Source organism: Rathayibacter sp. AC182 (assembly GCF_979253875.1).
The window spans coordinates 198,670-215,689 of sequence record NZ_CEEDEK010000002.1; the positions used below are offsets into that span (position 1 = coordinate 198,670).

The window sequence follows — 17,020 nt, forward strand, 5'->3', positions numbered from 1 at the left end:
TCGGCGCTCGGCCCTCGGCGCGCACTACCGTCTCGCAGCATTCGGCCACGAGAGACGTTCGGCCTCGTCAGAACTTGAGGTTCTGACGAGCCGAACGGTCACGAGCCGGAGCTCAGCGGGTGAGGGCCCTCGACAGCAGGTCGGCCTGCTCGAGGCGTGGCGCTTGGCCGATCCGGCGGCGGGGGACGCCGCCGACGGACGCGACACGACCCGGATCGGGGCGGCCGAGCTGCGGAGCGACCTCGAGCGCGATGAACGGCCAGGCGCCCTGGTTCTCGGGCTCGTCCTGCACCCACACCAGCTCCGCGTCGGGGTAGCGCTCCGCGATCGCGCGCAGCCCCTCGATCGGAGCCGGGTAGTACTGCTCGAGGCGCACGAGGGCGATGCCGTCGTCCGGCTTCTCCTCGAGCTCCGCCTTGAGGTCGTAGTGCACCTTGCCGGCGTGCAGCAGCACGCGCTTGACGGCGGAGGCGTCCTGCACCCGCGCGTCGTCCAGCACCGGCTCGAAGCGGCCCGAGGTGAAGTCCTCGACGGCGCTCGACGCTCCGCGCAGTCGCAGCATCGCTTTCGGGGTGAAGACGATCAGGGGCCGGCGCGGGCGCGAGTAGGCCTGACGGCGCAGCAGGTGGAAGTACGACGCCGGGGTCGAGGGGCGGGCGACCGTCATGTTGTTCTCGGCGCACATCTGCAGGTAGCGCTCGATGCGGGCGGAGGAGTGGTCGGGACCCTGACCCTCGTAGCCGTGCGGCAGCAGCAGGACGAGCGACGAGCGCTGGCCCCACTTCTGCTCGGCCGACGAGATGAACTCGTCGATCACGATCTGAGCGCCGTTGGCGAAGTCGCCGAACTGCGCCTCCCACAGAACGAGGAGTCGGGGCGCTCGACCGAGTAGCCGTACTCGAACGCCATCGCCGCGTACTCCGACAGCAGCGAGTCGTAGATCCACAGGCGTGCCTGCTGCTCGGACAGGTTCATCAGCGGCAGCCACTCCTGGCCGTTGCCGCGGTCGTGCAGCACCGCGTGGCGCTGCACGAAGGTGCCGCGGCGGGTGTCCTGGCCGACGAGGCGCACCGGAGTGTCCTCGATCAGGAGCGAGCCGAGCGCGAGCAGCTCGCCGAACGCCCAGTCGATGGAGCCGGAGCGGCTCATCTCCTGGCGCTTGGCCAGCAGCTGCTGGAGCTTGGGGTGCACGGTGAAGCCCCCTCGGGCGGGTTGTTGAAGGCGTCGCCGATCAGGCGGACGACCTCCTCCTTCACGCCGGTGCTCTCGGGCTCGCCCGGGTAGTCCTCGCCCTGCTGCGCGTCCGGCAGCTCGGGTCGGCGACGGAGTCGCCGTCGGGCGAGATCACCGGGATCGCCCCGGTCTGCGCCGCGTGGGTCTCGGCGAAGGCGCGCTCGAGGCGGTCCTGGAAGTCCTGGTGCGAGCGGTCGTACTCCTCCTGGCTGATGTCGCCGCGCCCGATGAGAGCCTCGGTGTAGAGCTTGCGCACCGAGCGCTTGGCGGTCAGGCTGTACATCAGCGGCTGCGGGTCATCGAGGGGTCGTCTCCTCGTTGTGACCGCGGCGGCGGTAGCAGATGAGGTCGATGACCACGTCACGGTGGAACCGCTGGCGGTACTCGAAGGCGAGCTGGCCGACGTGCACCACGGCCTCGGGGTCGTCCCCGTTCACGTGGAAGATCGGCGCCTTCCGGATCGTGTCTTCGCTCCGGCCGGTGGAGTAGATGGAGGTTCGCGCCTCGTGAGGAGGCGTGGTGAAGCCGACCTCGGTTGTTGATGTTGATGTGGATGGCAGCCGCCGGTGCGGCAGGCCCGCAGCTGCGACATCTGCAGCGTCCTCGACGACCACGCTGGCCCGCCATCGCCGCGTCCCCGTGGACGAGGATCGGCAGGGTGGTGCGCGTGCCGATGCGGCTTGCGGTCCTCGCTGGCGCGGACCACACCCCCTCGAGCACGCCATGCCGATTTCCGGCCTTCGAGGTGGGAGGGGTTCGCCGCCAGGCAGACGGGGATGACCTCCTCGCCGCCGGCGCCGCGGAAGGGTGCCCTCGGCGCCGAGGTGAAGGCTGCTTCCACGTCTCCGGAGCCCTGGACCGTCTTGGGGTCCTGGGTCCCCTCGAACTCGCGGAAGATCTGGCCGTAGGTCTTGCCGGCGATGTTGGTCAGCACGTTCAGTCGACCGCGGTGCGCCATGCCGATCGCGACCTCGTCCAGCTTCTCGTCGGCGGCGCCCCGCAGTGACGGCGTCCGTGCGGCGATGAGCGACTCGCCGCCCTCGAGCGAGAAGCGCTTCTGGCCGACGTGCTTCGTCTGCAGGAAGCGGTTCTCGAACGCCTCGGCCTCGCTGAGGCGGCCGAGGATGCGCAGCTGCTCGTCGTGGCCGGGCTTCTCGTAGCCGCGCTCGAGGCTTCGGCCGCATCCAGGGCCCGCTGCTCCGGATCCCGGATATGCATGTACTCGGCGCCGACGGTGCGGCAGTAGGAGTCGCGCAGGATGCCGAGGATGTCGCGCGCAGCTTGAGCTGGCGCTCGCCGCCGAAGCCGTCGGTCACGAACTCGCGGTCGAGGTCCTGCAGCAGGTGAGCCTCGTGGCTCTCGATGGCGAGGTCGGGGGTGCGAGCAGCTGCACGTACTCGAGCGGGTCGACGTCGGCCATGAGTGCGGCCGCGGACGCGGGACGAGTTGGGGTCTCCAGCTCCTGCACGCGCGAGGTCTTCGGGCCGCGCTCCGCGAGGTCGGCGGCGATGTCGGTCGACCAGTGGATCAGGCCGTAGAGGATGCGCAGCGCCGCGAAGATGTCCTCGTAGAAGCCGCGGCCGCCGAGGAGCAGCTCGTGCACGGTCTTGAGGAACTCGCCGGATCCCGCGCCCTGGATGACGCGGTGGTCGTAGGTCGAGGTAGAGCGTGATCGTCTTGCCGATGCCCAGCTCGATGAGCGTCTTCTCGGACGAGCCCTGGAACTCGGCCGGGTACTCCAGCGCGCCGGCGCCGATGATGCAGCCCTGGCCCTTCATCAGGCGGGGCACGGAGTGGACCGTGCCGATGCCGCCCGGGTTGGTCAGCGACAGGGTGGTCCCGGCGAAGTCGCCGGCGACGAGCTTGCTGCTCGCGGGCGCGCTTGACGAGGTCCTCGTAGGCCGACAGGTAGGCGGTGAAGCTCAGGGTGTCGAAGCGCGCTTGATGCTCGGGACGAGCAGCGCGCGGGTGCCGTCGGGCTTGGGCATGTCGATCGCGATGCCGAGGTTGACGTGCGCCGGCGCGACGGCCGAGGGCTTGCCGCACCGGGCTCGTCGTAGCCAAAGACGTTCTGGCTCGGGAAGTCACTCGAGCGCGCGGATTGAGCGCCCAGCCGATCAGGTGGGTGAACGAGACCTTCGCCGCCGCGCGTTGCGGCGCAGGTGGTTGTTGATCACGATGCGTGTCGATCGATCGGCTTCGCCGGGATCGTGCGCACGCTCGCGGCGGTGGGAATCGGCGAGGACTCGCGTCCATGTTGGTCGCGAGGCTCTTCGCCATGCCGCGCAGGGGAGTGACGACGTCCTCCTCCTGCGCCTCCGCCTCGGCCGCGGCGGGCGTGCCCACGGAGGTGCATCGGCGGGGATCGGGGCCTTCTTGGGCTCCCGGGACGTGGTGCGCGACACGGGGGCGGCGCCCGGCTGCTGCGAGGTGACGCGGGATGGGTCACCGCACCGCCTGCGCTCGCCGACGAGGCCGGCCGCGGCGGGCTTCCTCGGCGGGGGCCGGGCGGCCGGGGCCGCAGGCGCTGCCGCGGCGGGCGACTTCGCCGCCAGCTGCTGACCGTAGCGCTCCGGGATCGGCCGCCAGGACTCGCCTCCACGGAGAGCCCTGTCGGCGCTGTACTGGTCTCGTGCAGCTCCTCCACGAGCCACTCGTTGGCCCCGAAGTCCTCCGCGCCCCGGGTCTGTTCCACACCCGGTCAACTGGCTCGACACAGCCGATCGCCCACTCTCCTCCGATTCGATCCTCGATCATCCGGACGGGCCTCGCGCATCCTCGATGCCTGCACCTCACCTGCGAGAACGTCGTCCTCGCCCGTGAGGACCGGCCTCGTCGCCTGGTCCCGTCCCGGTCGTCCAAGCCCATCCCGGATCTCGGTCGGCAGCTCCCGCGGGCGGGTCGGAGCACCGTTCGAGGCATGCGTTTCTCCGGCGGAACCCCCACAGGCGATCTCACCTTACTCCGACGTCTTCCTCGTGCCGGGCCGCTCCTCGGTCACGAGCGCCGGCTCGACGTCTCGCTCGCACCGGGCGACGGCACGGGTGCGACGATCCCGCTTCGTCTCCTCGAACGCCGAACTCCGTGACCGGGCCGCGGCTGGCGGCGGGCCTGGCCCGTCGCGGAGGTCTCGGCGTCCTCCACGCAGGACATGCCCCTCCAGTCGCTCGACGCCGCGATCCGCTGGGTGAAGGACCAGCCGGTGGCCTTCTCCGGGCGCCCTGACCCGGCCGATCCGGCCACCACGGTCGAGCAGGCGCTCGCTGATCCTGCCCGCGGTCGAGGGGCACGGCTTCGTCGTGCAGGAGGAGGACCGGAGGCGGTCAGGGGCTGCGTCCCCGCTTCGCGCCTCGCGACGGCCCTGTCCGACGCCGGGCTCGGCGATCTCGTGCACCACGCAGCCCCTCCCTCGACGCGGACGACGTGACCACCGGCCGGGCGGCGTTCGACCTGATGGTCGCGGCCGATCTCGACTTCGCCCCGGTGCTGCACCACGGCGCCCTCGTCGGGACCCTCTCGCGCACCGGCGCGCTGCGCTCGACGATCTACGACCCCGCCCTGGACGCCGACGGGCGTCTGCGCGTCGCGGCGGCCGTGGGCATCAACGGCGACGTGGCTGCGAAGGCGCGCGCGCTCGTCGCGGCGGGCGTCGACGTCCTCGTGCTCGACACCGCGCACGGGCACCAGGAAGCGATGCTGCGGGCGCTGCGCACGGTCTCGGCGCTGGACCTCGGGGTGCCGATCGCCGCGGGCAACATCGTCACCGCCGAGGCGGTGCACGACCTCGTCGAGGCGGGCGCCGACATCCTGAAGGTCGGAGTGGGGCCCGGAGCGATGTGCACGACCCGCATGATGACCGCGGTCGGCCGGCCCCAGTTCTCGGCCGTGCTCGGGACGGCGGAGCGGGCCCGCGAGCTCGGTGCGCACGTCTGGGCCGACGGGGAGTGCGCTACCCGCGCGACGTCGCCCTCGCCTCGCGGCGGGCGCCGCCTTCGTCATGGTCGGCTCCTGGTTCGCGGGGACGATCGAGGCGCCGGGCGAGCTGCGGACGGATGCCGCGGGCCGCGTCTACAAGGCAGGCGGATGGCCTCGGCCAAGGCCGTGCAGGAGCGCTTCGGGCGCCTGGACGCGTACGAGCTCGCCCGCAAGCGCCTCTTCGCCGAGGGGATCTCGTCGTCGACGATCTACCTCGACCCGCTGCGCCCGTCGATCGAGGACCTCCTCGACATGATCACGTCCGGCGTCCGCTCGTCGTTCACCTACGCCGGAGCGCGCAGCGTCCCGAGTTCCACGAGCGCGCCGTCGTCGGGCTGCAGTCAGCATCGGGCTACGAGGAGGGCAAGGCGCTGCCGGTCAGCTGGTGACCTGAGAGCCGGAGTCCCGCCCGTCAGCGGGAGCCCGGCGCGGGTCTGCTAGAACCGAGCGCATGACCATCGTCGACAACGCCGTGTACGTCGGCGGCCACCGCATCCGCAACCCGGACTCCTCGAGGACACGTTCGAGCTGATGCGCGAGGAGAACGGCATGGCCTGGATCGGCCTGTTCCGGCCGTCCCGCGAGGAGGTCGAGGCCGTCGCCCACGAGTTCGGGCTGCATCCGCTCGCCGTCGAGGACGCGCTGAGCGGGCATCAGCGCGCGAAGCTCGAGCGCTACGACGACGGGCTCTTCGTGGTGCTGCGCCCCGCGCAGGCCTCGACGCCGACGAGACGGTCGTCTTCGGCGAGCTGCACGTCTTCGTCGGGCCGGACTTCGTGGTGACCATCCGGCACGCCGACTCCCGGATCTGGCGCGGGTGCGCCGTCGGCTGGAGGAGGACCCGGCGCTGCTGGCCCGGGGGCCGGAGGCGGTGCTGTACGCGATCCTCGATCAGGTGGTGGACGAGTACGCCCCGGTCGTCGCGGGAGTGCAGGGCGACGTGGACGAGATCGAGGACCAGCTCTTCGGGGCCGACTCGGACGACGGGCTCTCGGAGCGCATCTACCGGCTCTCGCGCGAGGTCATCCACTTCCAGCGCTCCGTCCAGCCGCTGACCGCGCTGCTCCGGGCGCTCGCCGAGGGGCGCCGGCCGAGGGGGCGTCGCCGGACCACGTGGAGCTGCACCGCTCGCTCCGCGACGTCCTCGACCACACGATCCGGGTGACGGAGGCGGTCGACGCCCTGCGCGCGATCCTCGACAAGGCGCTCACCGTGCACTCGACGCTCGTCTCGCGTCGCCAGACCGAGACCGGGCTCGCGCAGAACGGACGTCGTGCGCAAGATCTCGTCCTGGGCGGCGATCCTCTTCGCCCCGACCCTGATCGCGGGCGTGTACGGGATGAACTTCGACGAGATGCCCGAGCTGCACTGGGAGTTCGGCTACCCCTGGGCGCTCGGGCTGATGGTCGTGTTCGGCGTCGGGCTCTACGCGGTGTTCAAGGCGAAGAAGTGGCTCTGATCCTCGGGAGTGCGCCCCGTCGGCGGCGGTGCCGCCGGTAGACTCGGCAGCACAATGGACGACCCTCCTCTGCTCATCCGCCGTCGGACCGCACCGTCCGGCCCCCGCACCCCGATCTCCCCGCCGCGCTGAACAGCGCCGGTCGGATCCTCCGCACGTCGAGCGAGGTGCCCTCCATGGGTGCTGAGTGGCTCCTGCTCGGTGTCGGTCTCCTCCTGACCCTCGGCACCGGCGTCTTCGTCGCGAGCGAGTTCGCCCTGGTCGAACCTCGACCGGGCCGACCTGGAGGCCCGCCGCGACCGCGGCGAGACGCGGCTCGGCATGACGATCGCGGCGCTGAAGGTCACGTCGACCCACCTCTCGAGCGCGCAGCTGGGCATCACGCTCACCACGCTCCTCACCGGCTACACGATGGAGCCGGCCCTGTCGACGCTGCTCGAGCAGCCCTTCCTCAGCCTCGGGCTGCCCGAGGCGGCGGTCTCGCCGATCACGACCGTGGTGGCGATCGTCATCGCCACGCTGCTCTCGATGATCCTCGGCGAGCTCGTCCCGAAGAACTTCGCCCTCGCTCTGCCCCGCGCGACCGCCAAGCTGGTCGTCCCGCTGCAGGCGGCGTTCACCACGGTCTTCCGTCCCGCTGTCGCCCTGCTGAACGGCAGCGCCAACGCGCTCCTGCGCCTCATGGGCATCGAGCCGAAGGAGGAGCTCTCGGGGCGCAGCGCCGAGAACTCTCGAGCCTCGTCCGGCACTCCGCGAGCGCCGGGCTGCTCGAGGAGGACACGGCCGACCTGCTCGGGCGCACCCTCCGCTTCTCGGCCCTCAGCGCCGGCGACGTGATGACCCCCGGCTCCGACTCTCCACCGTCGAGCGCTCGAGCACGGCGCAGGACGTCCTCGACCTCGCCCGCACCACGGGGCCTCGCGCTTCCCGATCACGGACGACGACATCGACGACATCGTCGGAGTCGTGCACGTGAAGCAGGCCGTGGCCGTCCCGCGCGGCAAGGAGGTCCGAGGTGCCCGTCACGGCGTTGCGCTCCGAGCCGCTGCGCGTGCCGGAGACGATGAAGCTCGACGTCCTGCTGACGGAGCTGCGCGGACGCGGCTTCCAGCTCGCGGTCGTCGTCGACGAGTACGGCGGAACCGCGGGCGTCGCGACGCTCGAGGACCTGGTCGAGGAGCTCGTCGGCGAGGTGGCGGACGAGCACGACCGCTCCCGTCCCGACGTCGTGAAGCTGCCGGGCTCCACCACGTTCCCCGGCATGCTCCGCCCCGACGAGGTCCGCGACCGCGTCGGCGTCGCCATCCCCGAGGACGGCCCCTACGAGACCGTCGCGGGCTACATCATGAGCGAGCTCGGACGACTGCCCGAGGCCGGCGACGAGGTGGCCGTCGATGGCGGCTCGCTCCGCGTCGAGCGCCTCGACGGGCGCCGGATCGACCGCATCCGCTTCACCCCCGACCCCGACGCCGAGCCCGACACCCTGCCGGACCCGCTGGCCGACGCGGGACGGTCCCACCGAGCACGCAAGGAGGCCGGCGATGAGTGACTGGGCCGGAATAGCGTGGCTCGTGGTGCTGCTCGCCGCGAACGCCTTCTTCGTCGGAGCGGAGTTCGCCGTCATCTCGGCGCGCCGCTCCCAGATCGAGCCCCTCGCCGAGAGCGGCCGCCACAGCGCGATCACCGCCCTCGCCGCCATGGAGCACGCGACGCTCATGCTGGCGACCACGCAGCTGGGCATCACCGTCTGCTCGTTGCTGATCCTGAACGTCAGCGAGCCGGCGATCCACCACCTGCTCGAGATCCCGCTACACGCCGTCGGACTGCCGGAGGAGCTGACCGGGACCGTCGCCTTCGTCATCACCCTGCTGATCGTGTCGTTCCTGCACGTCGTGCTGGGCGAGATGGTGCCCAAGAACATCTCGTTCTCGATGCCCGACAAGGCGGTGCTGCTGCTCGCGCCCCCGCTCGTCGCCATCGCCCGGGTGATCCGCCTGATCGTCGCGCTCAACGCGATCTCCAACGGCGTGCTCCGCCTGTTCCGGGTCGACCCGAAGGACGAGGCGAACAGCACCTTCACCCTCGAGGAGGTGCAGACGATCGTCGACCAGTCGACCCGGGAGGGCACGCTGCGCGACTCCAGCACCCTCCTCGCCGCGTTCGAGTTCACCGAGAAGAAGGTGCACGACGTCGCACTCCCGCTCGACGGCATCGTCAGCCTCCCCGCCGGCGCGACACCGGCCGACGTCGAGCGCGCCGTCGCCAAGCACGGCTTCTCGCGCTACGTCGTCCTCGGCACCGACGGAGCACCCGAGGGCTACATCCACCTCAAGGACGTCCTCGACCTCGACGGCGACACCGAGGGAGCGAAGTTCCGCCTGCCCATCCCGGCCAAGCGGATCCGGCAGCTCGCCTCGATCTTCGAGGCCACCGACCTCGAGGACGCCCTCGCGATCATGCGCCGCACCGGAGCGCACCTCGCCCGCTCCTTCGACGAGCAGGGGACGGCCACGGGGGTGCTGTTCCTGGAGGACATCATCGAGGAGCTCGTCGGCGAAGTGGACGACGCCACCGCCGGTGAGCGCGGGGCGTGGGCGGCGCATTCGCGGCGTTGTCGTCGGGCGCGATACCGCCGGTATCGCTTCCTCCTCCGCCTTGCGACTGCACCACCCGCCCCGCGCGCAACTCCGGTTGGGGGAGGGGCCGTGCGCTGCGCGCACGAGCCGGAGGGGAGGGCCGTGCGCCGCGCGCACGAGCCGGAGGGGAGGGGCCGTGCGCGGGGCGCACGAGCGGTGCGGGGTGGCCGTGCGCGGGGCGCGCGGGCCGGTGCGGGGAGGCGCGCGCTGAGTGCGCGAGGCAGCGGGGCGAGGGACGTCGTGCGCGGGCAGGAGGGGTGCAGTGGGGCGATCCTAGGGTGGGGAGATGACGAGGTTCACGGCGGAGGATGCGGGGCGCGTGGTCAGGCGGCCGCGGGCCGAGGACGACAAGTACAGCAGGGGGTGCTGGGGGTCGCGACCGGGTCGGAGAGGTATCCGGGGGCGGCGGTGCTCGGGGTGGAGGCGGCCGCGCGGACGGGGGTCGGCATGGTGCGGTACCTGGGCCCCGAGCGGCCCACGGGGCTCGTGCTCGCTCGGCGGCCCGAAGTGGTGACCGGTGCGGGGCGCGTGCAGGCCTGGCTCGTGGGGTCCGGGACCAGCGCCGACGACCGCTCCGACTCCGAGCGGGGAGTGCTGCTCGAGCAGCTGCACTCGGGAGTGCCCGTCGTGCTCGACGCGGGGGCGCTCGACCTGATCGGCGAGGTCGACGGACCGGTGATCGTGACGCCCCACTTCCGCGAGCTCGCCGGCATGCTCCAGCGGGCCGGAGTCGACGTCGACGCCACGTCGATCGCGGCGGACGCGGCCGGATGGGCGCGCCGCGCCTCGAGCGGTTCGAGGTCTGCGTGCTGCTCAAGGGCAGCACGACCCACGTGGTGGCGGGCGACGTCGCGCTCGACGTGAGCGGATCGACTCCGGTGGCTCGCGACAGCCGGCAGCGGCGACGTGCTCGGGGGAGTGCTCGGCGCCCTGCTCGCGGGGAGCGCCGCCGACGCCGAGGCGAGAGGGACGGCCCTCGGCGACCGGGAGCTCGTGTCCGTCGCGGCGGCCGCCTCCGTGCTGCACGCCCGTGCGGGCGAGTCCGCGTCGAGCGGGGGCCGATCGCCGCCCTCGACATCGCCGAGCACCTCCCGCGGGTCGTCGCGAGCCTCCTGGACTGACCGGGGAGAAGGACAGCCAAGCTATGGGTCGGCGACACTGAACCGATGCCGCCGCCGGGTCGTTGTCCCGGGAGAAGCGCTCGGCGCGGGTCTGTCACTGGAGCCGCACGGGTGCCTCATCGGAACCCCACAACTCCCGTCCCTACGGTCGGGAGCGACAGCCGCGTCCGCCCCCCACTCAGGAGAACAGACATGACCGCGAAGACCACGACTCCCGTCCGCTACGCCCTGACCCTCCTGGCCGGCGCGGAACCCTCGCCGCCCTCGCCGCCTGCTCCAGCACGGCCACCGCCGGCACCGACTCCGCCGAGGAGACGACGGCCCCGAGCTCCGCCGCGTCGGAGCCTGCGACCACCTCGACCGACGCCGCCGCGGTGACGCCGCCGCCGGCGACAGCGCGTACGCCGACGGCACCTACGACGCCGAGGGTGCGTACACCTCGCCCGGGGGCAACGAGACCGTCGGCGTCGAGCTCACGCTCGAGGGCGGCGTCGTCACCGCCGTCACGGTGACCCCGCAGTCCGAGAACCCCACCGGCGAGCAGTACCAGGAGCGCTTCGCGAGCGGTATCTCCGGCGAGGTCGTCGGGGTCTCCCTCGACGAGCTCGACGTGAGCGTCGTCTCGGGGTCCTCCCTCACCTCCGGCGGCTTCAACGATGCTGTCGAGACCATCAAGGCCGATGCCGCGGCTCGACGACGCGGCACGTGCTCGAGCACGTCTGGCGGTTCGACGCGATCGGGACCGTCTGGCGCATCGACTCCGGTGACGCCCTCGGCGCGGGCGTGCGCTCCCGCGTCGAGGCGCGCATCGGGGAGTACGACCGCACCCTGGTCGCGATTCCGCGACGACTCGGCGGTGTCACGCCTGCGCACCGAGCCGGGCGAGCACGTCTTCCCGGAGGAGGCGGACGCGCTCTTCGCCCTCTACGACGCCCTTCACGGGCTCACCGACGGCGCCGTGACGCCTTTCGTGGGCGACGCCCTCGAGCAGCTGGGGTACGACGCCGACTACACGCTCGTCGCGCGCGAACCCGTCTCCGCTCCGCCCTCCTGGTCCGACGCCCGCGCGGCAGGGGGTCGCGTCGTGTCGACGTCACGGGCGGTGGTCCTCGACGTCGGCGCAGCGGGGAAGGGCCAGCTCGTCGATCTCGTCCTGGCCGAGCTCGACGCCGCGGGTGTCGAGCACTCGGTGGTCGACGCCGGAGGGGACCTCCGAGCCCGCAGCGCCGGTCCCTTCCGCGTCGCTCTCGAGCACCCCTACGACCCGGCGCGGGCGATCGGAGTGGCGGTCCCCGGCGAGCGTGCGCTCTGCGCCTCCGCCAGCAACCGCCGCGCCTGGGGCGACGGTCTCCACCACGTCCTCGACGGGCGCACCGGCCGACCCGTCGACACCGTGGTCGCGACCTGGGTGATCGCCGACACGGCTCTGCTCGCCGACGGACTCGCCACGGCGCTGTTCGTCAGCCCTCCCGAGACTCTCGCCGAACGCTTCGACTTCGAGTTCGTCCGCGTGTTCAGCGACGGCACCCTCCACCACTCGCCCCGCTTCCCCGGAGAGGTCTTCCGATGATCGGCACCCTCGATCGCGCCCTCGGGCGCATCACCATGTACCGCCTGGTCTGGATGACGCTCGCCGCGCTCCTCGCGGTCGCGCTCGGCTACTCCGCGGCGGGGCTGATCTTCTTCCGACCGCTCGAGATCGCCGCCACCGCGGTGGTCGCCGTCGCGTCCACGACCGCGGTGACCTGGCTGCTCGCGAAGGCGGTGCGCTCGCCCGCGCACCTCGAGTCCTCGCTCGTCACCGGGCTCCTGATCGCCTTCCTGCTCTTCCCCACCGCGGAACCGGACGCCCTGCTCGTCGTCGCGCTGGTGGGCGCGATCGCGGCGGCGTCGAAGTACGTCCTCGCCTGGCGGGGGCGCCACGTGTTCAACCCGGCCGCGGTGGCGGTCCTGCTCGTCGCCCTCGCCCAGGGGCTGCTCGAGGGCACCCCGGCGGAGGGGTCGCTGACCGCGGCCGCCTGGGTGCTGCCGACGGGCGCTCTGTGGCCCTGGGTGCTCGTCGCCGCGCTGCTGATCGTGGCGCGCGTGCGCCGCTGGTCGATCTTCCTCGTCTTCGTGCTGGTCGCCGGATCCGTGTCCGTCGCCCAGTCGGTCCTCGCCGGCCAGGAGGTCGGGGCGGCCGCACTGTCGGTCCTCACGGCCTACCCGTTCGTCTTCGCGGGCGCCTTCATGCTCACGGAGCCGCTGACGCTGGCGCCCCGCCGCTCGCAGCAGCTCGTCGTGGCGGTGGTGGCGGCGCTGCTGACCAGCGTGCCGTTCCACTGGGGGATCCTCTACTCGAGCCCCGAGCTGGGCCTCGTGGTCGGCAACGCCCTCGCGTTCGCCTTCGCGTTCCGCCAGCGTCGACGCCTGCCGCTGGAGCTGCGCTCCGCGGAGTCGATCGCGCCGGGCATCACCGAGTACCGCTTCCGGTCGGCCTCGCCGCTGCGCTTCGAGCCCGGGCAGTGGATCGAGCTCGATCTGCCGCACCGCTCCGGATGCGAGGGGGAGCCGTCGCACTTCTCGATCGCTTCCACTCCCGGGACGGGAGAGATCGCGATCGCGATGCGCGTGCCCGAGAAGGCGAGCAGCTTCAAGCGCGCCCTCGCCGACCTCGAGCCGGGCGCCGTCGTGCGGGCAACGGGCGTCGGCGGCGACTTCGTCCTGCCGTCGGATCCCTCCGTGCCGCTGCTGCTCGTCGCGGGCGGCATCGGCATCACTCCGTTCGCCAGCCAGCTGCGGGCCCTCGCGGACGGCCCCGCGCGCGATGTCGTGGTGGTCTACGCGGCGGCGACGCTCGAGGACGCCGCGTACCGTGAGCTGCTGCAGGCGTCGGGAGCGCGGGTCGTGCTCCTGTCGCCCGACGCGCCGCGTGCGCTCCCCGACGGCTGGGCCCACTCGTCGGTCCGACTGACGGCCGCCTCGCTCGCCGATCTGGTCCCGGACGCGCCCCGCCGCGTCGGCTACGTCTCGGGCTCGCCGACCTTCGTCGACTCGGTGCGCGGCGCCCTCCGCGGGGCCGGGGCGAAGCGGGTCCGCACCGATGCGTTCGCCGGCTACTGACCGGTGCTCCGGCGCTCCGCGCCTGCCAGGATGCCGTTCGACAGCCGCTCTATGATGACGCCGTGACGACCCCAGGAACCCCGGCGAGGACCCGCCCCACGGTCTGGCTGCGCGAGAACCGCGACCTCGGCCGCCGTGCTCTGGGGCGGCTTCGCCCTGGTGCACCTGCTGCTGGCGGTGCTGGCGCTGTTCGCGCCCGGACTGCCGATGGGCGACGTCAGCATCGTCTACAAGCAGTGGATGCAGACGGCGGTCGAGGGAGGCGGCGTCGCCGGGATCGACACGGGCTGGGTCTACCCGATCCTCGCTTGGGCGCCGATCGCGGCCTCGTGGCTCTTCGGTGCCGCCGGGGTACGACGTCGTCTGGCTCGTCCTCGTCGCTCTCGCCGACGCGGCGGCATTCGGTCTCCTCCTGCACGGCCGCCGGTCGGCGCGACTGGCCGCTGCACGCTGGTGGCTGCTGTTCCTCGTCCTGCTCGGCCCCATCGCGGTCGGGCGGATCGACGCGTTCACCGCTCCGCCGGTGATCGCCGGAATGCTGTGGGTCGGCACGCGGCCGGGAGCCTCCGCGCTCCTGCTGACGATCGCCACCTGGGTCAAGGTCTGGCCCGCCGCGGTGCTCGCCGCCGCCGTGCTGGTGCTGCGGGGCCGAGTGCGGCGCATCGTCGTGCCGGTCCTCGCCTCCGCCGTCATCGTGCTCGGAGTCGTGCTGGTCGGCGGGGGCGAGCAGGTCTTCAGCTTCGTCTCGGACCAGACCACCCGGGGGCTGCAGATCGAAGCGGTGGTGAGCACGCCGTGGATGTGGCTCTCGGTGCTCCCGGGCTCCGGCAGCTACGTCTGGTACGCGGCCGACATCAACACCTTCGAGATGCACGGACCGGGGACGGACGTCGCGGCCGATCTGATGACCCCGCTGCTCGCGGCGGCCATGCTGGTCGTCGCGGGTCTGGGTCTTCGCGCCCTGCGCTCCGGCGCCTCGGCCGCCCGCCTGCTCCTGCTGCTGGCGCTGGCCTTCGTCGTGGTGTTCATCGACGTCAACAAGGTGCTCTCGCCGCAGTACGTCGTCTGGCTCGCCCCACCGGTGATCGCCGGGCTGGTCGTCGACCGCGACGCCTTCCGCATCCCCGCGAAGCTGACCCTGTGGGTCGCGGCGTTCACGCAGCTCGTCTACCCGTACCTGTACCTCTTCCTGCTCTGGTCGCACTGGTGGATGGTGCTCGTGCTGTCGGTCCGGAACGTGCTGCTGCTGATGCTGCTCGGCTGGGTCGTGCGCGAGCTCTGGCGCTCGGGATCGCGCGGAGTCGTCACCCGCTTCGAGGACGTCCCCCTCCGGAGCCTCCGCCCTCGCGCGCTGATCCCCTCCGGGCTCGTAGGCTCGGACCCAGCGGCCGACCGGCGGCCGCGCTGCAGGAGGTCATCATGCTCGTCGCGTTCTCGGTCGCTCCCTCGGGCGGCGAAGGCCCTGACGCCTCCGTCCACGACGCGGTCGCCGCAGCGGTGCGCATCGTGCGCGACTCCGGTCTGCCGAACCGCACCACCTCGATGTTCACCGAGATCGAGGGGGAGTGGGACGAGGTGTTCGACGTCGTCAAGCGGGCGACGGAGGCGGTCGGCACGTTCGGCTCGCGCGTCTCGCTCGTGCTGAAGGCCGACATCCGGCCCGGCTACTCCGGCGAGATCGACGCCAAGATCGAGCGGCTGGGGCAGGCGCTGGGAGGTGAGCCGAGCGGGAGCGCTCTCCCGCTCGAATCGTTTCGACACCGCTCGGAATGCCCGTACCCTGGTCCGGTGACTCTCTCGCCCGCCCGGACCCGTCTCGCCCTCCTCGCCCTCGCGATGGGCGGTTTCGGCATCGGCTCCACGGAGTTCGTGGCGATGGGACTGCTGCCCCAGCTCGCCGCCGATCTGCTCCCCGGCGTCTGGGCGACCGACACGGAGCTCGCGAACTCGCAGGCCGGGATGCTGATCTCGGCGTACGCGCTCGGGGTGGTCGTCGGAGCGCCCACGATCGCTGCGGCCGCCGCCCGGTGGCCGCGCAAGCGCCTGCTGCTCGGTCTGCTCGTCGCCTTCACGCTGGGCACCATCGCCTCGGCGCTGCTGCCGACCTTCGAGCTCGTGCTGGTCGCCCGGTTCGTCGCGGCGCTCCCGCACGGCGCCTACTTCGGCATCGCCTCCTTCGTCGCCGCCGATCTGATGGGGCCGGGCAGCCGCGGCAAGGGCGTCGCCTTCGTGCTGTCCGGTCTCACGATCGCCAACGTGGTGGGGGTTCCCGGGCGATCACCTGGGTGGGACAGAACGCGGGCTGGCGCTCCGCCTACCTGGTGGTGGCGGCCATCTTCGCCGCCACCGTCGTCGCGGTCTCCCTCCTGGTGCCGCACCAGCCGGGGAACCCTGCAGCGACGATGCGCAACGAGCTCAAGGCCTTCGGACGCCTGCAGGTCTGGATGACGCTCGCCATCGGCGCGATCGGCTTCGGCGGTCTCTTCGCCATGTACAGCTACATCACCCCGCTCTCGACCGAGGTCACCGGTCTGCCGCTGGGCGCCGTTCCGTGGGTCCTGGTCGTCATCGGACTGGGCATGACCGTCGGCAACCTCGCGGGCGGCTGGGCGGCGGACAAGAACGTGCGGCTCGCTCTGATCGTGCTGTTCGCGGGGGTGGGCGTCTCGCTCGTCGGTCTCGCGCTCACGGCCACGACGCCGGTGGGTCTTTTGGTGTTCGCGTTCCTCGCGGCCGGGTTCCTCGGCCGGTGCCTCGCCCGCGATCCAGACCCGTCTGATGGATGTCGCGCGCGACAGTCAGACGATCGCCGCCGCGCTCAACCACTCCGCGCTCAACATCGGCAACTCCGTCGGCGCCGCACTCGGCGGCGTCGCGATCGCGGCCGGACTCGGCTACCTCTCACCCATCTGGGTGGGCGTGGTCCTCACTGCCGCGGGCATCCTCCTCGCCCTCGGCAGCCTCGCGATCGACCGCGCCCGCGGCACGGCCTACCCCGCCCCGCGCGAGCCCGCCGCCCCCGGCACCGGCAGCGTCCCCATCAACGCCCTGTAGCGGACGCCGGGCGGCGTCTCGCAGCTCGCGACACTGGCGAGAGGAGGGGCGGTGCACCGCGATGTGCCGCCCTGCGCCCCGGCTGCGTGCCCCGCAGGCTCGCGAGCTGTGCCCAGCGCGCGCAGCGGCGTTCTTCCGCCGGAGCCGCGGGAGGACGTGGGTCTCGATACGCCGCCCTCCGGCCGGCTACTCGACCAGCAGAATGCTCCCGCATCGCGGCTCGACCCCGGCGCGAGCCCTGCGACGCGAATCCGCGTGCCAGCGGATTCACGCAGGGCGCCGCAGGCCGCTCTGCGGTCCGCGCCCTCGTCGGAAAGCCGACTGCGACACGGCGGGCGGGGACCGCCGTGCGAAGGGTGCAGCCCCGCGACGTGAATCCGCGTGCCAGCGGATTCACGCAGGGCGCCGCAGGACGCTCTGCGGTACTCACCCCGTGCAGA

General features: G+C 72.3%; 14 protein-coding genes and 6 pseudogenes. 13 read left to right on the forward strand and 7 right to left on the reverse strand.

Annotated elements, in window-relative coordinates:
• Window positions 1–112 precede the first annotated feature (112 nt).
• The 5 genes from AC0CII_RS02020 to AC0CII_RS02040 all read right to left on the reverse strand — a co-directional run bounded on the left by AC0CII_RS02020 (window position 113) and on the right by AC0CII_RS02040 (window position 2,191).
• The gene (locus tag AC0CII_RS02020) at window positions 113–817 is read right to left on the reverse strand and encodes a hypothetical protein (RefSeq protein WP_465228537.1); all 705 of its coding nucleotides are present in this window, start codon (window positions 815–817) and stop codon (window positions 113–115) included.
• The gene (locus AC0CII_RS02025; RefSeq protein ID WP_465228538.1) at window positions 814–1,191 is read right to left on the reverse strand and encodes a hypothetical protein; all 378 of its coding nucleotides are present in this window, start codon (window positions 1,189–1,191) and stop codon (window positions 814–816) included. The genes AC0CII_RS02020 and AC0CII_RS02025 overlap by 4 nt, the downstream gene beginning before the upstream one ends.
• Before the next feature lie 61 nt (window positions 1,192–1,252).
• Window positions 1,253–1,516, reverse strand: a complete 264-nt coding sequence (locus tag AC0CII_RS02030; protein WP_465228539.1) for a hypothetical protein — start codon at window positions 1,514–1,516, stop codon at window positions 1,253–1,255.
• 13 nt (window positions 1,517–1,529) lie between these two features.
• On the reverse strand, window positions 1,530–1,724 hold the full coding sequence (locus AC0CII_RS02035) for a thiamine pyrophosphate-dependent enzyme (protein ID WP_465228607.1): 195 nt from the start codon (window positions 1,722–1,724) through the stop codon (window positions 1,530–1,532).
• On the reverse strand, window positions 1,667–2,191 hold the full coding sequence (locus tag AC0CII_RS02040) for a hypothetical protein (protein WP_465228620.1): 525 nt from the start codon (window positions 2,189–2,191) through the stop codon (window positions 1,667–1,669). Before AC0CII_RS02040 ends, AC0CII_RS02035 begins: the two co-directional genes overlap by 58 nt.
• Between AC0CII_RS02040 and AC0CII_RS02045 the strand changes: the two genes are divergently transcribed.
• On the forward strand, window positions 2,190–2,393 hold the full coding sequence (locus AC0CII_RS02045; RefSeq protein ID WP_465228621.1) for a hypothetical protein: 204 nt from the start codon (window positions 2,190–2,192) through the stop codon (window positions 2,391–2,393). The genes AC0CII_RS02040 and AC0CII_RS02045 overlap by 2 nt on opposite strands.
• 152 nt (window positions 2,394–2,545) lie before the next feature.
• Here AC0CII_RS02045 and AC0CII_RS02050 read toward each other — a convergent pair whose 3' ends face one another.
• Complete coding sequence (locus tag AC0CII_RS02050) at window positions 2,546–2,836, reverse strand: hypothetical protein (RefSeq protein ID WP_465228622.1); 291 nt, start codon at window positions 2,834–2,836, stop codon at window positions 2,546–2,548.
• 169 nt (window positions 2,837–3,005) lie between these two features.
• Window positions 3,006–3,065, reverse strand: a pseudogene (locus AC0CII_RS02055) (hypothetical protein); the annotation flags it as partial.
• Window positions 3,066–4,384: 1,319 nt separating this feature from the next.
• On the opposite strand from AC0CII_RS02055, the gene AC0CII_RS02060 reads away from it, so the two are divergent.
• The 12 genes and pseudogenes from AC0CII_RS02060 (at window position 4,385) to AC0CII_RS02115 (ending at window position 16,580) form a co-directional block, all read left to right on the forward strand.
• Window positions 4,385–4,660 (forward strand): hypothetical protein, encoded by a 276-nt coding sequence (locus AC0CII_RS02060; protein ID WP_465228540.1) that lies wholly within the window; start codon window positions 4,385–4,387, stop codon window positions 4,658–4,660.
• A complete protein-coding gene (locus AC0CII_RS02065) occupies window positions 4,657–5,649 on the forward strand; it encodes an IMP dehydrogenase (RefSeq protein ID WP_465228541.1) in 993 nt (330 codons plus the stop codon). Before AC0CII_RS02060 ends, AC0CII_RS02065 begins: the two co-directional genes overlap by 4 nt.
• 10 nt (window positions 5,650–5,659) lie before the next feature.
• Window positions 5,660–6,667 (forward strand): annotated as a pseudogene (gene corA / locus AC0CII_RS02070) (magnesium/cobalt transporter CorA).
• 176 nt (window positions 6,668–6,843) lie between these two features.
• Window positions 6,844–8,216, forward strand: a pseudogene (locus tag AC0CII_RS02075) (hemolysin family protein).
• A pseudogene (locus AC0CII_RS02080) lies at window positions 8,209–9,240 on the forward strand (hemolysin family protein); the annotation flags it as partial. The pseudogenes AC0CII_RS02075 and AC0CII_RS02080, both read left to right, overlap by 8 nt.
• Window positions 9,226–10,167, forward strand: coding sequence for an ADP-dependent NAD(P)H-hydrate dehydratase (locus AC0CII_RS02085; protein WP_465228608.1), 942 nt, complete (start codon window positions 9,226–9,228; stop codon window positions 10,165–10,167). The pseudogene AC0CII_RS02080 and the gene AC0CII_RS02085, both read left to right, overlap by 15 nt.
• The gene (locus AC0CII_RS02090) at window positions 10,110–10,424 is read left to right on the forward strand and encodes a hypothetical protein (RefSeq protein WP_465228542.1); all 315 of its coding nucleotides are present in this window, start codon (window positions 10,110–10,112) and stop codon (window positions 10,422–10,424) included. Before AC0CII_RS02085 ends, AC0CII_RS02090 begins: the two co-directional genes overlap by 58 nt.
• Before the next feature lie 192 nt (window positions 10,425–10,616).
• Complete coding sequence (locus AC0CII_RS02095) at window positions 10,617–10,802, forward strand: hypothetical protein (protein ID WP_465228543.1); 186 nt, start codon at window positions 10,617–10,619, stop codon at window positions 10,800–10,802.
• Between the two features lie 130 nt (window positions 10,803–10,932).
• Entirely contained in the window at window positions 10,933–11,994 is a 1,062-nt protein-coding gene (locus AC0CII_RS02100) for an FAD:protein FMN transferase (RefSeq protein WP_465228544.1), read from the forward strand.
• On the forward strand, window positions 11,991–13,526 hold the full coding sequence (locus AC0CII_RS02105) for an FAD-dependent oxidoreductase (RefSeq protein WP_465228545.1): 1,536 nt from the start codon (window positions 11,991–11,993) through the stop codon (window positions 13,524–13,526). Before AC0CII_RS02100 ends, AC0CII_RS02105 begins: the two co-directional genes overlap by 4 nt.
• Before the next feature lie 1,419 nt (window positions 13,527–14,945).
• Window positions 14,946–15,239 (forward strand): annotated as a pseudogene (locus tag AC0CII_RS02110) (thiamine-binding protein); the annotation flags it as partial.
• Between the two features lie 123 nt (window positions 15,240–15,362).
• Window positions 15,363–16,580 (forward strand): annotated as a pseudogene (locus tag AC0CII_RS02115) (MFS transporter).
• The last annotated feature ends 440 nt before the right edge of the window (window positions 16,581–17,020 follow it).